Source organism: Macrococcus sp. DPC7161 (assembly GCF_004117835.1).
GTDB lineage: Bacteria > Bacillota > Bacilli > Staphylococcales > Staphylococcaceae > SDSC01.
Genome location: NZ_SDSC01000006.1, coordinates 36016 through 51246, shown reverse-complemented (window position 1 = coordinate 51246; position 15231 = coordinate 36016). Strand labels below are relative to the sequence as shown.

The 15231-nt window shown below is 33.0% G+C and carries 17 protein-coding genes; 16 read left to right on the top strand and 1 reads right to left on the bottom strand.

Translation table 11 applies throughout. The annotated features are described in order from the left end of the window. Positions 1–32: 32 nt before the first annotated feature. Positions 33–782, bottom strand: coding sequence for a hydrogen peroxide-dependent heme synthase (gene hemQ / locus ER639_RS09000; protein WP_129065460.1), 750 nt, complete (start codon positions 780–782; stop codon positions 33–35). A gap of 141 nt (positions 783–923) precedes the next feature. Between hemQ and pta the strand changes: the two genes are divergently transcribed. The 16 genes from pta to ER639_RS08920 all read left to right on the top strand — a co-directional run bounded on the left by pta (position 924) and on the right by ER639_RS08920 (position 15182). Continuing rightward, a complete protein-coding gene (gene pta, locus ER639_RS08995; protein ID WP_129065459.1) occupies positions 924–1913 on the top strand; it encodes a phosphate acetyltransferase in 990 nt (329 codons plus the stop codon). 1 nt (position 1914) lies between these two features. Then, the gene (locus ER639_RS08990; protein WP_129065458.1) at positions 1915–2748 is read left to right on the top strand and encodes a lipoate--protein ligase family protein; all 834 of its coding nucleotides are present in this window, start codon (positions 1915–1917) and stop codon (positions 2746–2748) included. After that, positions 2741–3070, top strand: a complete 330-nt coding sequence (locus ER639_RS08985) for a YuzB family protein (protein ID WP_129065457.1) — start codon at positions 2741–2743, stop codon at positions 3068–3070. The genes ER639_RS08990 and ER639_RS08985 overlap by 8 nt, the downstream gene beginning before the upstream one ends. Positions 3071–3363: 293 nt before the next feature. Further along, positions 3364–4491, top strand: a complete 1128-nt coding sequence (locus tag ER639_RS08980) for an ATP-grasp domain-containing protein (RefSeq protein WP_129065456.1) — start codon at positions 3364–3366, stop codon at positions 4489–4491. Continuing rightward, positions 4488–5597 (top strand): hypothetical protein, encoded by a 1110-nt coding sequence (locus ER639_RS08975; RefSeq protein ID WP_129065455.1) that lies wholly within the window; start codon positions 4488–4490, stop codon positions 5595–5597. The genes ER639_RS08980 and ER639_RS08975 overlap by 4 nt, the downstream gene beginning before the upstream one ends. An 84-nt stretch (positions 5598–5681) precedes the next feature. After that, positions 5682–6194: a GNAT family N-acetyltransferase gene (locus ER639_RS08970; protein ID WP_129065454.1), complete on the top strand. Its 513-nt coding sequence runs from the start codon at positions 5682–5684 to the stop codon at positions 6192–6194. Further along, a complete protein-coding gene (locus ER639_RS08965) occupies positions 6184–6657 on the top strand; it encodes a GNAT family N-acetyltransferase (protein ID WP_129065453.1) in 474 nt (157 codons plus the stop codon). The genes ER639_RS08970 and ER639_RS08965 overlap by 11 nt, the downstream gene beginning before the upstream one ends. 208 nt (positions 6658–6865) lie before the next feature. Next, positions 6866–7912, top strand: coding sequence for an ornithine carbamoyltransferase (argF, locus tag ER639_RS08960; protein WP_129065452.1), 1047 nt, complete (start codon positions 6866–6868; stop codon positions 7910–7912). 17 nt (positions 7913–7929) lie between these two features. Continuing rightward, complete coding sequence (locus ER639_RS08955) at positions 7930–8142, top strand: DUF2164 family protein (RefSeq protein WP_129065451.1); 213 nt, start codon at positions 7930–7932, stop codon at positions 8140–8142. A gap of 155 nt (positions 8143–8297) precedes the next feature. Next, positions 8298–9593, top strand: coding sequence for an HD domain-containing protein (locus tag ER639_RS08950; RefSeq protein ID WP_129065450.1), 1296 nt, complete (start codon positions 8298–8300; stop codon positions 9591–9593). Between the two features lie 11 nt (positions 9594–9604). Further along, positions 9605–10102 carry a YwhD family protein gene (locus ER639_RS08945; RefSeq protein WP_129065449.1) on the top strand — a complete coding sequence of 166 codons (498 nt, stop codon included), beginning with the start codon at positions 9605–9607 and terminating at the stop codon, positions 10100–10102. 193 nt (positions 10103–10295) lie between these two features. Then, positions 10296–10703, top strand: coding sequence for a YwiB family protein (locus ER639_RS08940; protein ID WP_129065448.1), 408 nt, complete (start codon positions 10296–10298; stop codon positions 10701–10703). Further along, positions 10700–12364, top strand: a complete 1665-nt coding sequence (gene argS / locus ER639_RS08935; protein ID WP_129065447.1) for an arginine--tRNA ligase — start codon at positions 10700–10702, stop codon at positions 12362–12364. The genes ER639_RS08940 and argS overlap by 4 nt, the downstream gene beginning before the upstream one ends. Before the next feature lie 256 nt (positions 12365–12620). Beyond that, positions 12621–13463 (top strand): heme/hemin ABC transporter substrate-binding protein, encoded by an 843-nt coding sequence (locus ER639_RS08930; RefSeq protein WP_129065446.1) that lies wholly within the window; start codon positions 12621–12623, stop codon positions 13461–13463. Beyond that, positions 13438–14394 carry a FecCD family ABC transporter permease gene (locus ER639_RS08925; RefSeq protein WP_129065445.1) on the top strand — a complete coding sequence of 319 codons (957 nt, stop codon included), beginning with the start codon at positions 13438–13440 and terminating at the stop codon, positions 14392–14394. Before ER639_RS08930 ends, ER639_RS08925 begins: the two co-directional genes overlap by 26 nt. A gap of 68 nt (positions 14395–14462) precedes the next feature. Further along, the gene (locus tag ER639_RS08920; RefSeq protein WP_129065444.1) at positions 14463–15182 is read left to right on the top strand and encodes a hypothetical protein; all 720 of its coding nucleotides are present in this window, start codon (positions 14463–14465) and stop codon (positions 15180–15182) included. The last annotated feature ends 49 nt before the right edge of the window (positions 15183–15231 follow it).

The following is a 15231-nucleotide window of genomic DNA, read 5'->3' as shown; positions in this document are numbered from 1 at the left end:
CGCTTTTTATTTCAGTCTATAATAAACGAAAATTATACTTCAAATAATTCTGGTAAATCTTCATTTGTTAAGATATGTCCAACATAGAATGCACCAAATTCGCCGTATCTTGCTGAAACTTCATCAAAACGCATTTCATATACTAACTTTTTGAATTGTAATACATCATCTGAGAATAATGTAACGCCCCATTCAAAATCATCAAAACCAACTGAACCTGTGATGAATTGTTTAACGATACCTGCATAGCCACGTCCAATCATACCGTGTGAACGCATTAAACCTTTACGGTGATCCATATCTAACATGTACCAGTTATCATCACCTTGACGACGTTTATCCATTGGATAGAAACATACGTATTCAGAACGTGGTAATTCTGGATATAATCTTGCTTTAATATGTGGATTTTCGTATGGATCTTCATCTGAACCTTGTGCTAAGTAGTTACTTAACTCAATCACAGATACATAAGAATAAGTAGGAATTAAGAAATCACGAATTGCTAATTTATTAAATTGTGTTTCTAATTTGTTTAAATCTTTCATTTCAGGACGTAGTAACCATAACATTAAATCTGCTTTTTGGCCTGTAATGTTGTAAAAAGCATAAGAGCCTTCTTTTTTAGTATGGTTGTCTTCTAAAGAGTTGATAAATGCTTGTAATTCTTCGACCATTTTAATGCGGTCTTCTTTTTCTACAACTTTTAAGCTTGTAAAATCAATCGCATAAAATAAATGTAAACTGTACCAACCATCTAATGTTTTTGCTGCTTCGTTCATGAAAACATCTCCTTAACTTTATTAATCATTAATATCATACCATATACACATATAATTCATACAAATTACAATATTAGATGCGTGAAAATTATTGAAAATAGGTCTATAATATAACATGCAAATACATTTTAGGAGGCAATTATGGCTAAATTATTAGACGTATTAAATGAAAAATTAACAGGTAAAAACGTAAGAATCGTATTACCAGAAGGTACTGACGAGCGTGTTTTACAAGCAGCAGTAGAACTTCATAAAGGTGATAAAGTAGAACCTGTTGTTTTAGGAAATGCTGAAGAAGTGAAAGCTTTAGCAGACAAATTAGGTGTTTCAATTGAAGGTATTGAAATCATCGATCCTAAAACAAGTGAATTACGCGATGAATTAATTGCATCTTTCGTTGAACGTCGTAAAGGTAAAGCAACTGAAGAACAAGCTCAAACATTATTAAACGATCCAAACTACTTCGGTACAATGTTAGTATATACAAATAAAGCGGCAGGTCTTGTATCAGGTGCGGCGCATTCTACAGCTGACACAGTACGTCCTGCATTACAAATTATCAAAACTAAACCAGGTGTAACAAGAACTTCTGGTGTGTTCTTTATGATTCGTGATGAAGAACAATATGTAATGGGTGATTGCGCAATCAACCCAACTTTAGATGCTCAAGCATTAGCTGAAATTGCAATCGAATCTGCAAAAACAGCAAAAACATTTGGTATGGACCCTAAAGTAGCATTATTATCATTCTCTACAAAAGGTTCTGCAAAAACACCTGAAACTGAAAAAGTAACAGAAGCGACTAAATTAGCACAAGAAAAATTAGCACAAGAAACTGAATTAGCTGGTACAGTCATTGACGGTGAATTCCAATTTGATGCAGCTTTCGTTCCATCAGTAGCAAGCAAAAAAGCACCTGAATCACCAATTCAAGGTGATGCAAACGTATTTGTATTCCCAAGTTTAGAAGCGGGTAATATTGGATACAAAATTGCTCAACGTTTAGGTGGATTTGATGCTGTAGGACCAATCTTACAAGGATTAAATGCACCAGTGAATGATTTATCACGTGGATGTTCAACTGAAGACGTAGTATCTTTATCAATCATCACTGCGGCGCAATCATTATAAGATGAACAACAACATATTTAAATCTCAATTTCAATATGTTGATCATACAGGAGGACTGCAGCCAATGCAGTCCTTTGCTTTTGATGATATGTTCTGTGAATTAACTGGTAAAGAAGCATTACCTAATATCATCAGAACATGGATTCATGATCACGTGATTATCTTAGGCATTCATGATTCTCGCTTGCCATATTTAGATGAAGGTATTCAATTTCTTAATGACCAAGGTTATGGTGCTATTGTTAGAAATTCAGGTGGATTAGGTGTTGTATTAGATAGAGGCGTACTTAATATTTCATTGATCTTTAAAGGAGATATAACATTTTCTATTGATCAAGGTTATGAGTATATGCTTGAACTGATTCGCGAAATGTTTAAAGATTACGAAGTTCAAATTGAAGCGAAAGAAATTAAACATTCATATTGTCCTGGCAGTTATGACTTGAGTATTGATAATCAGAAGTTTGCTGGCATTTCACAACGCAGAGTAAAAGGTGGCGTAGCAGTTCAAATTTATTTATGTGTAGAAGGATCAGGTTCAGAACGCGCAGCTTTAATGAAAAAGTTTTATGAAGTTGCAAAACAACAGGAAATAACGAAGTTTGATTATCCTAATATTGATCCAACATGTATGGCAAGCTTATCAGAATTGCTGGGAGAAACGTTAACAGTACAAGATGTCATGTTCAAATTGTTATTTGCATTAAAAGATTTAGGAGCAACTTTATCAAATAATGAGATGACAGATAGTGACTGGACGTTGTATAATAATTACTTCGAACGCATGGTTGAACGTAATCAAAAAATTTATAAAGGTGGTGATACGAATGCGTAATAAGTTTCAAGTGTGCGATGATTGTCAAGGTGTGTGTTTAAGAACATTAATGCCTAAATTAGAAAAGTTAGATCCTGATGCGGAAGTAGAAATTGCATGTCAATCTTACTGTGGCCCTGGTCGTAAGAAAACTTTCGCATTTGTAAATAACCGCCCAATCGCCGCATTAACAGAAGATGAATTATTAGAAAAAGTAAAAAAACATCTAGAGAAAAAACGCGATCCAGAAGAAGAAGCACGATTAGCAAAACGTAACGAAGAACGTAAACGTCGTTTAGAAGAACAAAACGCAAAAATACGTGCAAAACGCATGAAAGCATAATACGCTAACAATAAGGCTGGTACAAAAGCGTTCAGCAACGAGTAAAAACCGAGCATGAACCAAAATCGCTTTTTGATTTTGAGTGAATGAGAGGTTGTTTACCGAAGTTGCTGCTTTTGAACCGCTGACAATAAGGCTGGTACAAAAGCGTAAGACATTCATTGTCTTACGCTTTTTTTATTAAAAAAATATCATAGCTTAACAATCTATACATTTATTTATTGTAAATTTACATTACGTTAATAACGTTTTGATACGATTAAAGCAATAAATAATATTAAGGGTGTGAGCGTATGGAACGTGTCCTAGTGACGGGTGCAAGAGCCCCGATTTCTTATGAAGTTGTCCAACAGCAAGTGGCTTTAGGTAGAGTTGTTGTGTTAAGTGATTCAACAAAGAAAGTGAGTATTAAGAAATCTAAGTTTATTGAAAAGTTCATTTTAACAACGTCACCTAGGTTCTCAACCCAAGAATATATAAATGATATCAATCGTATTATTAAAGAAGAACGCATTGATTTTATCCTACCTTTGAATGAAGAAGCATTTTATTTATCTCAATATCGACACCAAATTCATGCCCCGATTTGGGTTGAAGATATGACAAAGATGGTATCTGTGCATAACAAGTACAACTTTACGAAGTTGGTTGAATCTCTTGGTTTTAAAGTGCCTGATACTGAATACGTACAATCGCATCAAGAATTAACGAGATTTATGAATGATTTCCCGGGTGATGAGTATATCATTAAACAGCCTTATGGTCGTTTTAGTCAGTCTGTTCGTAAATTAACGCTTATGGAAATTGAGAATGATCATAACATCGAATTTCCTTTTATGATTCAAACATTAATTAAAGGGGTAGAATGGTGTAGTTATTCAATGGCTTATAAAGGTGAAGCGTTATCTACTTCACTTTATTTATCAAATACGCATGACAGTTATAATTGTTCAACGCATTTTCACTCTCAACAAAACCCTGAATTAAAGGCCATTATAGAATCTTTAATTCAACAGTTAGATTGGTCATATCAAATCGCATTTGATGTGATTAAGTGTGATACAACAGGGGATTATTACTTTATTGAATGTAATCCACGTGCAACGAATGGTGCATTGTTTATGCAACCGGAAGTGTGGTTGTTGAAGCCATGCGAACCTAAATATGAAGCACGTCAATTGATTTTTGTATCTTTATATAACTTAATTATGAGACCGAAAAAACATAACTTTGAGAAATTAAAGTATGGTAAAGATGTATTTTGGCATCCGAGTGAAAAGGTAATTTTCTTTGAACAGTTGATTAGTGGTGCGAAATGGTGGATTTCAGCGAAACAAGCGAAAGTAAAAGTGAATTCAATCACGACACATGATATTGAATGGAATATCGATGGACAAGAAAGATTTGAGGGATCGTATTGAAGATTTACAATTCATTTGAAGAAATTGATTTTACAGCATTAAATCATACACATCCGGCATATTTAAAATGCATGATGGAAGGTATTGAGAAATATATTACAAATGTTCATGCGGAAGTAAAAGTCTTATCTTTGAATGGACAATTGATTCCATTTAGTATTTATAATGGGCACGAAGATAGCTGGATACATTCATTTAAAGCACAGTACATTGACGAAATGGTTGAAGAAGTAGATAGAATGAAGATACATTCAATACAAAAAGCATTGGCTTTTCAAATTTTAAATTTTGGAAAGCTTATTTTTCGTGCAACTGGTGAACGTACTATTACAGTCTTTCCTAGTTTTATGTCAACAACACAATATGAAGCTTCACAATTTATACAAATTGAACAAATTAAAGCTGCTTTAATTTCTATGTATCCAAAGCATGCCATTGTGTTTCGTACAATGAATGAGAAGTTTGATGCACCGCATATAGAGGAATTGAAATCATTAGCATTTCAACCACTGATTTCTAGAGCGGTGTATTGTTATGATCCAAATGAGAAACACTCTAAAAATGAAAGAAAAGACATGAAAAAGGATTTAAAACGCTATAAAAAAAGTGAATACACAGTAGATCATCAAATTGCACCAAATGAATTTGATCGACTTTTGTCGCTTTATGAACAAGTTTATTTACAAAAATACTCTCAACATAATCCGCATTATACAAAGGCGTTCTTTGAATACATGTATCAACATTTAAATTTATCTTGGATAATTATTAGAGATAAAGAAGGCAATATGGTTGCCTTTATGGCTATTGATATAAAAGACAACGTGCTGTTTCCAGCATATTTTGGACTAGATACCGCCTTAAATGATTTGTATTTTATTACAAGTGGTTTTTTGTACGAACTAGCTAATCAAAACAAACATGAAATTAATAATTCCGCTGGTGCTAAGGATTATAAATTGGCACGTGGTTCAAGACCATATTATGAATATCATTATTTATACACAAGGCATTTACCCTGTATATCAAGATGGAGTTATGCGCTACTTTTTAAATGTTTTACACCGATAGGAAAAAGGATATTAAAAGCATCTCAATTTCAATGAATTGACAATTATTTTGTATCAATTTATTACAATTCATACGTCCATACGGTATAATATACATTATTGTATATAGGTGGTGGATGTATGTCGCTTTCAATCAGACGTGCGCAATTAGATGATTTGCCCAAAATAGTAGCTATTTATAATGAAACAATTGAAAGTAGAATGGTGACGGCTGATACAGCACCTGTTACAGTTGAAGAGAGATTACCATGGTTTGAAGCCCATCAAGATCATCGCCCGTTAATGGTGATGGAGGAGAATGATGTTATTGTTGGGTGGTACTCATTCAGCTCATTTTATGGTAGACCAGCCTATGATGGCACAGTTGAAGTAAGTATTTATATTACAACGGATGCTAGAGGTAAAGGGTACGGTCAGTTTGCAATTGATCAAATGAAAAAAGATGCGAGTACATTAAATATATCGACACTTTTAGCATTTATATTTTCACATAACGTACCGTCGATTCAATTATTTAAGAAGAATAACTTTAAAGTGTATGGTGAATTACCTGACGTTGCTACGATGGATCATCAGTTATATTCACTCACAATATTAGGATATAAAGTAGAGGATAATGAGCATGTTTATTAGGAAAGCAAGTGAACAAGATTTACCTAAAATTAAAGAAGTAGTTAACGCAGCTTGGTATGACACATATTTAAAATTTATGTACGCATCGACGGTTACTCAATTTTTGGAGACGTTGTATAATGATGAACGTTTATTAAAACGATTAAATGACTCAAGATTTCTTGTTGCAGAAGAAGATGATAAGATTGTGGGCTTCATTAATATTATCAATGGTAAAGAATTGTACTTAGCAGCAAGTTATGTCGATCCAATGTATCAACGTCGCTCAATTGGTAGTGCGCTACTTGAAGCGGCTTTAACTCAATTTGAAGAATATGAAGAAGCGTTTGTTGAAGTGTCTTTAGAGAATAAAGATGCTGTACGTTTCTACGAAAACCGAGGATTTGAGTTATTGCGCTCATATGATCGTGACTTATATGGTGAAGTAGTAAAAACAGGATTATTTAAAAAGCGATTAAAATAAAGTGACTCATATTATTGGGGAATGTCAATAAACGAATAAGTAGCACATAAGGGTACTGCTTATACAGTTTATATGGCATTCCCATTTTATTTTTTCTCAGTAAAATCTCATATTTTTGATATAGGTAATATAATTTTTATTAATATATATAATATATATTGCATTTTTATTCACTTTTATTTATGATGTTTTAAAGGAGTTGGATAAAATGAATAGAGATGAGACGATTATAAAAAATTTTAAACAAAAAAGTTTTCTGAAGATTATGGATTTTAGTAAAGAGGAGTTAACGCAATTAATCGACCTTTCAATAATGATGAAAAAAGCAAAGAAAGAAAATATACCGCACAAACTGCTAAAAGATAAAAATATTGCGCTAATCTTTGAAAAACCTTCTACACGCACCAGGGCAGCTTTTAGTGTTGCAGGTCGTGATTTAGGTGCAAATATAGATTACTTTGGTAAAGAAGAATTACATATTGGTGAAAAAGAGTCTATAGAAGATACTGCTATTGTTCTCGGGAGAATGTATGATGCAATTGAATTCAGAGGACATCGTCATCAAGACGTAGAAGCTTTATCTGCAAGTGCAAAAGTCCCTGTATGGAACGGTTTAACAGATGAATGGCATCCAACACAAATGATTGCAGATTTTATGACAATCACAGAAGTGTTTGGATCATTAGAAGATAAAACACTTTCTTATATCGGAGATGGGAGAAATAACATTGCACGTGATTTATTAATAACAGGATCAATTTTGGGTGTGAATGTTAACATCATAAGTCCTGAAAAACTTTTTCCAGATGATGATATCATTCAAATGGCGCAACAATATGCAACTTTATCTGGTAGCAAGATTAATATCAGTTCAGATATTGATAAAACCATCGTCAATTCAGACGTTATTTATACGGATGTGTGGTTTTCAATGGGTGAGTCTAAAGATTTAATAGATGAACGTATTCAGTTATTAAAACCATTTCAAGTGAATCAGCAGCTATTAGAGAAAACAAAAAATCCGAATACCATTGTGTTACATTGTCTTCCTGCATTTCATGATACAAATACCAATATCGGATTAAGTATCCATAACAAATATGATTTAGAAGCAATGGAAATTACAGATCAAGTCTTCCAAACGAATAAAGAGATGATATTCAACCAAGCCGAAAATCGTCTACATTCTATAAAAGCAATTATGGCAGTCACTTTAGGTGATATGGATACCTTTTATGAGCAAATGGCGATTTAAAGAAAGGGCGTATGAAAATGAAAATAGAATTAGCATTGAAACTTAAAAAATTTTTAATGGATACATATGAAATAGAAATAGGTGAAATTGCGAGTAAGAACATCATTGATTACTTATATCCTTCATTTGAGGATGCCATATGTGATGATATGAAAGACAGTATTTATAATAATTGTATCAATGATATCATTCATGTCATTCTTAAAGAAAAAGTAGAAAATGTTCAATAAAATTATCATGTGAATGGTGAAAATGTCTCAATATAGGAGCGTGACAACTTCAATATTGAGACTTTTCTTATGAAATCGGCGTGAATAAGTGGATTGCATTCATATTTATAAAAGATGTGTTATATTGGAATTATTACAGAAAAGGTGAGGATACGATGGATTATCAATTTCAAAAAATGCCTGAAGAAAAAGTGTTCAAAGACCCTGTCCATAAATACATTCATGTAAGAGACCAATTGATTTGGGATTTAATTAAAACGAAAGAATTTCAGAGACTTCGTCGTATTAAGCAATTAGGCACATTGTATTTAAGTTTTTCATCAGCTGAGCATTCAAGATTTACACATTCCCTCGGTGTATATGAGATTGTTAGACGTATGATTGAACAGTTCCAAGGTCGAGAAGCATGGAGTGATGACTATCGCCCTCTTGCATTATGTGCGGCGTTATTGCACGATTTAGGTCATGGCCCTTTCTCACATTGTTTTGAAAAGATATTTAATACAGATCATGAGGCATACACACAAGGTATTATTATAGGAGATACAGAAGTGAATCAAGTATTACGTCGAGTTCATGATGGCTTTCCTAAAGAAGTTGCTGATGTGATTAATAAAACACATGAAAATAAATTAATTGTGTCTATGATTTCTTCTCAAATCGATGCAGACCGTATGGATTATTTACAAAGAGATGCCTATTTTACAGGTGTAAGTTACGGTAGTTTTGATATGGAACGTATTTTACGATTAATGCGTCCAACAAAAGACGAAGTAGTGATTAAAGAAAGTGGTATGCATGCAGTTGAAGACTACTTAATGAGCCGTTATCAAATGTACTGGCAAGTATATTTCCATCCAGTGAGTCGTGGTGGAGAAGTACTGTTAAATAAGTGTTTTAAACGTGTAAAGGTGTTGCAAGAACAAGGATATACATTTAATAAAGTACCAGATAAACTGTTGCCTTTTTTTGAATCCAGTGATGTATCAGTATTAGATTATTTGAAACTCGATGAGACGGTCCTATTTTATTATTTACAAGAGTGGATGGATGAATCGGACGAGATTCTAAGTGATTTGGCACGTCGATTTGTCAATCGCGATTTATTTAAGTATATTCCGTTTGACGGTGCGAGTATTACCATTGATGAACTGACAGAATTATTTATACAAGCAGGTATTGATACAGAATATTATTTGATATGCGATTCATTTAGTGATTTACCATATGACTATAATCGCCCAGGCTCATTGTCTAATCGTAAGCCAATCCATTTGTTAACACGCAATCAAAAGATAAAAGAAATCAGCTCACAATCGGTTATTATCAATTCAATAACGGGTGTGCAAAGAAAAGATTATAAATTGTATTATCCAAAAGAAATGATACTGAATATTAAAGACCCTGAGATAAAAGGGGCAATTATTAATTTATTAAATGAATTAGAATAAAGAGGTGTAGTATGGCAGATTTTCAATTTAACATTATAAAAAACGATCCGTTAGATGGTCATAAAGGAACTAATATTGGTGCAATCAGTTTAGACAATGTGGCACCTGTTTTTATAGATATACAAGAACAACATGCTTTTATTGATGTAGGTGCAATGCACGCAAGAAGTGAAGTTGAAAAGCGTGTAAAATGGGTGACGGATAAGTCGGAAACTGAAGGCGAAGGCCAAAAGGAATATTGGCTTGTGTGGGTAACGACTGAACGTGGTGAAAAAGGACCATATTATGCAGGGGTAACAGCATGTTATATGGCAGTTAATAAAGAGAAAAAACGTGGTTATAAAATCATGGCCGAACATGTGAATATGATGGATAAATCAATGAAGCATCATATTATTTTAGATCACATCGGTGAAGATAATAAGAAAGTGTTAAAGGATTTTCTGATGACACACAATGCAGAAATGTGGGCGCTGTCTAGTGATGCGTTAAAAGAAACTTTGCAATAAATATTAATATTTATAATTTGTGGCAAAATTATGTCATTTGTGAACTTATCGTTTTACGGTTGTAATTTTTGTTTAAGAGAAGTAATATTATGAGTAGCTATAAAAATAGCTAGGACACTAAAGAGAGCAGGTATTTTTATACCTGCTTTCTTTAATTTTATGCACTAACGGCGTATAATGGAGGTAGCTTCTAGTGATTGATATACAAGTAAAACAAACCGTTACAACAGATGAAAAAACAGAAGTGTTTGAATTCAACACTACAGGCGAATGTATGAAGAAAAGACATACATACATCATTTATGAAGAAGTATTAGAAGACATAAAAACTCAAGTTCGCGTTAAAGTTGAGGATGGACAAATACGCATTCATCGTAAAGGTGCATTGTCGCTAGATTTTTTATTTGTACCTTACGAAACAACACAAAATATGTATCATATGGCCAACCAAAAAACGGTGATGGACATTACAACGAATCAACTCCACATCGAACAAAATGAACAAGGTGGACATATCTATATTCAGTATCACATCAACAATAATGGTGCCAATTTAGGCAGTTATTCATATGAAATAACATACAAGGAGAGAATGGAATGAACATCGTATTAAAACAAAAATCTTTATTGATTGAAGAAATCAAACAGGCAATTTTAAAGGCATCGTTAATTGAAGAAAGCGCAATGCCTGAAATTAAAATTGAAAATCCTAAAGACACGAAAAATGGTGACTACGCAAGTAATATTGCAATGGTATTAACGAAACTTGCACGCAAGAACCCACGTGAAATTGCACAAGCAATCGTGGATAATTTAGATGTTGCAAAAGCAAACGTTTCTAAAATTGATATTGCTGGCCCAGGATTTATCAATTTTTATATGGATAACAGTTACTTAACAAGCATTATTACTGAAGCCATTGAAAAAGGTGATGCGTTTGGTCAATCAGATGCAGGTCAAGGCGAGAAAGTAATGGTTGAGTATGTTTCAGCAAACCCAACAGGTTCATTACACATTGGGCATGCGCGTAACGCTGCAGTAGGTGATGCGTTATGTAACGTGTTAAAAAGTGCAGGATATGACGTATCTCGTGAATACTATATTAACGATGCAGGTAAGCAAATTGAGAATTTAGCATATTCTATTGAAGCGCGTTATAAACAAGCATTAGGTATGGAAGCAACTTTACCTGAAGATGGTTATCACGGTAAAGACATCATTGAAATAGGTGAAGATTTAGCGAAGAAAGAACCAGACTTATTAGACTTAGCAGACGATGTACGCCTTAAAAAGTTCCGTGAGCTTGGATTAGAATACGAAATGAGAAAGTTAAAAGCAGACTTAGCGGAATTCAATGTACATTTTGATAACTGGTTCTCAGAAACATCTTTATATGAAAAAGGTGAAATTCAACTTGCATTAGATAAAATGCGTGAAAATGGTTATTTATATGAACAAGATGGAGCGACTTGGTTAAAAACAACATCATTTGGTGACGATAAAGACCGTGTATTAATTAAAAATGATGGCACTTATACATATTTCTTACCAGATATCGCATACCACTACGATAAAATCGAACGTGGTTTCCAAACGTTAATTAACTTATTTGGTGCAGATCACCATGGTTATATCCCACGTTTAAAAGCATCGTTAGAAACATTTGGTGTAGATTCTAATCGTTTAGAAATACAAATCATGCAAATGGTACGTTTATTACAAGATGGTCAAGAAGTAAAAATGAGTAAACGTACAGGAAATGCGATTACATTACGTGATATTATGGACGAAGTTGGTGTAGATGCAGCACGTTATTTCTTATCAATGCGTAGCCCTGACTCACACTTTGACTTTGATATGGAACTTGCGAAGAGCCAATCAAGTGATAACCCAGTATATTATGCACAATATGCGCATGCACGTATTTGTTCAATGTTACGCCAAGCAGATGAACAAGGCATTAAAGTGGATGAAACAGTAGACTTCAAAACAATCACAAATGAAAAAGCATTTGAATTATTAAAACGTGTCGCAGACTTTGAAACAACAATCGTACAAGCAGCAGAAGCACGTGCACCACACCGAATCACAAATTATATTCAAGACTTAGCAGCACACTTCCATAAATTCTATAATGCTGAAAAAGTATTAACAGAAGATATCGAGAAAAGCCGTGCACATATTGCATTAGTAGATGCTGTAAGAATTACATTAAAAAATGCATTAACATTAGTAGGCGTAAGTGCACCAGAGAAAATGTAGTTTTGATATTGATTTTTAGCGGGTGGCTAGTATTTTGATAATACTAGCTACTCGCTTTTATATTGGATGAAATTTTGCTCCGAGTGGCTAGTAAATACCAAATACTAGCCAGTCACGTATAAAAATAACGGCAAAAGCATCAACACAACTATGTTGATATTTGTAATATTTACAACATGATTACAAATAGAATCAGTATGTTTCCGTTTTAAGACAATTAGTATATGATAAACATATAAATAACAGGAGGTCATGTATGAAACGAATTATTACGTTACTTGTGATGGTTTTTTTATTAGCAGCATGTAATCAACAATCATCAGAACCAAAAGAACGAATTATTTCATTGATGCCAAGTAATACAGAAATTTTATATGCATTAGGTATGGATAAACAAATTGTGGGTGTATCTTCTGTTGATGATTATCCAGAAGATGTGAAGAAAATAAAGAAATTCGATGCTATGAATTTAAATTATGAAGCGATTTTAAAAGCGAAGCCAACAATGGTATTTACGCATGAAACTATGGCGATTGCTCAAGAAAAAACGATGAAAAAGCTTGCTAAAAAAGGAATCAAAGTCATTGTTGTTTCTGATACAAAATCAATCGATACGATTGGTAAAAGTATCAACCAAATCGCCAAAGCGGTTCATAAAGAAGATGCGGGTAAAGATTTAACGAAAAAAATTAATCAAGATGTAAAAAGTGTAGTTGATAAATATAAGGAAAAAACAAAAGATAAGTCAGTATTTATTGAAGTTTCAAGTAATCCTTCGATTTACACAGGAGGTAGTGATACACTCTTTGATTCAATGTTAACAAAGTTATCAGCCAAAAATACTTTCCATGATATTAAAGGGTGGCAAAGTGTGAATCAAGAAGCCATTATTAAGAAAAATCCAGATGTATTGATTACAACTAGTGGTATTTCTACAAAAGCATATCAAAAAGAAATCAGCAAACGTCCTGGGTTTGAATCGATTAAAGCGGTTCAAGATAATCACGTTGTTGCTGTAAATGATGATTACATTTCAAGACCAGGACCAAGAATCGCTAAAGGATTAGAACAAGTTGCAAAAGCCATCGCAGAAAAATAAATTAGTTATTTTATTATTTGTCATACTGATCAGCTGTTTTCTACATGTATTTTATAGCGAAGGTGAATTCCTTCATTTGTCATCACCACTTGATCAAGCAATATTTTTTGAAATTAGATTGCCAAGAGTCATCATGTGTTTACTTTCAGGCGTAATATTAAGTTTTACAGGGTTACTGTTTCAAACGATATTAAATAATATGCTGGCAGACAGTTATTCATTAGGATTAGCAAGTGGTGCAAGTTTAGGTGCTGGTTTAGGCGTTGTTTTAGGCGTGTCTTATATTGCGATTGCTTTATTAAGTATTTCTATGAGTATCTTATCACTTGTATTGATATTGCTATTAGCGAGTATATTTAGAAATCGTCAAGTGGCGTTAATATTATTCGGCATGTTTTTAAATATGTTTTTTGCGAGTGTATTATATGTACTCCTTTTACTGAATCCAAATAAACAGCAACAAATGTTGAATTATTTATTTGGTAGCTTGAGTAGTGTTGATTTAATGGACGTCATTTTGGTAGGGTGTGTTACACTCATCGGTATCATCATTATTGGATACCATTATCACTCCTTATCATTAATGCGTTTAGGAGAACTGACTTCAAAGAGTTTAGGTATGTCTTACACGAAACTGATGTACTTATTATTGTTAGTGGCGAGTATTATGACTGCCGTATTGATTAGTGTCACAGGTATTATTGGCTTTGTTGGGCTCGTAATACCTGCAATGATGAAACATGTTAAAGGTCGTTTTTATGATCAAACAATACTGACAGTGTTATTCGGTATGCTAGTACTGGTATTAGGTGATTTTATTGGAAAGAATATTGTTTATCCTATAGAAATTCCAGTGAGTATTATGATGAGTATCATCGGTTGCCCGATGTTATTTTATTTATTAATTAGAGAATTGAAATATACACGATAAATGTCAGACGTTGTTTGGCATTTATTTTTTTGTTTTAGGGTATAATAAATAAAAACTGGAGGTAAGTGATGATGACTTATTTAGATAAAGACGAAACACTTGAAAGTGGTATTTATGAAAAAGTAACAGTAAATGCAAATAGTGATACGAATGGCAGTATTGAATTAAATGAAATCATGATTGAACCATCAGGTATTTTTACGGTAAACGGTAAGTTAAATGCACCATTCGTTGAAGTTAAAGGACAACTTCATATAACGGATACTTTAGAAACACAAACATTAAATGTCGCTAAAGACGCTTCGCTTAAAGTAGAAAAACAAACAGTAGGTAACACGTTACATAATAAAGGAAAAGCCAGTTTTGAAACAGATGTCTTTATTCCAGAAATCACAAATGACGCTGAGTTATATATTGACGGATTAACGGATACAAAATCATTTAAGTCGACAGGTTTAATTGAAGTGCATCAAATGTTGACTGCTGAAAAAATCAATATTACTTTAGGTAGCGCAAGTTATATTAAAGCAATGAAAGCACAAAAAATTGATGTTAAAGCAGATCGTGAATTGTTGGTTTTCAAAGATGATGATCACAAACTGACTTCAAAAGAGATTATCGGTAATGACATTACATTAGAAAATACAGTGTGTGATGTTGTACGTGGTAAAAATGTAAAAATATTAAATAATTGCATGATTAAAACGATTGAATATAGTGAATCTTATTCATTTGATGGAGATTCAAATTCTGAAGTCTATGAATTTATTAAAGTAAGTACAGAATAAAAAATAAAGAACATCTTATAGGATGTTCTTTATTTTTGTATATACTGGT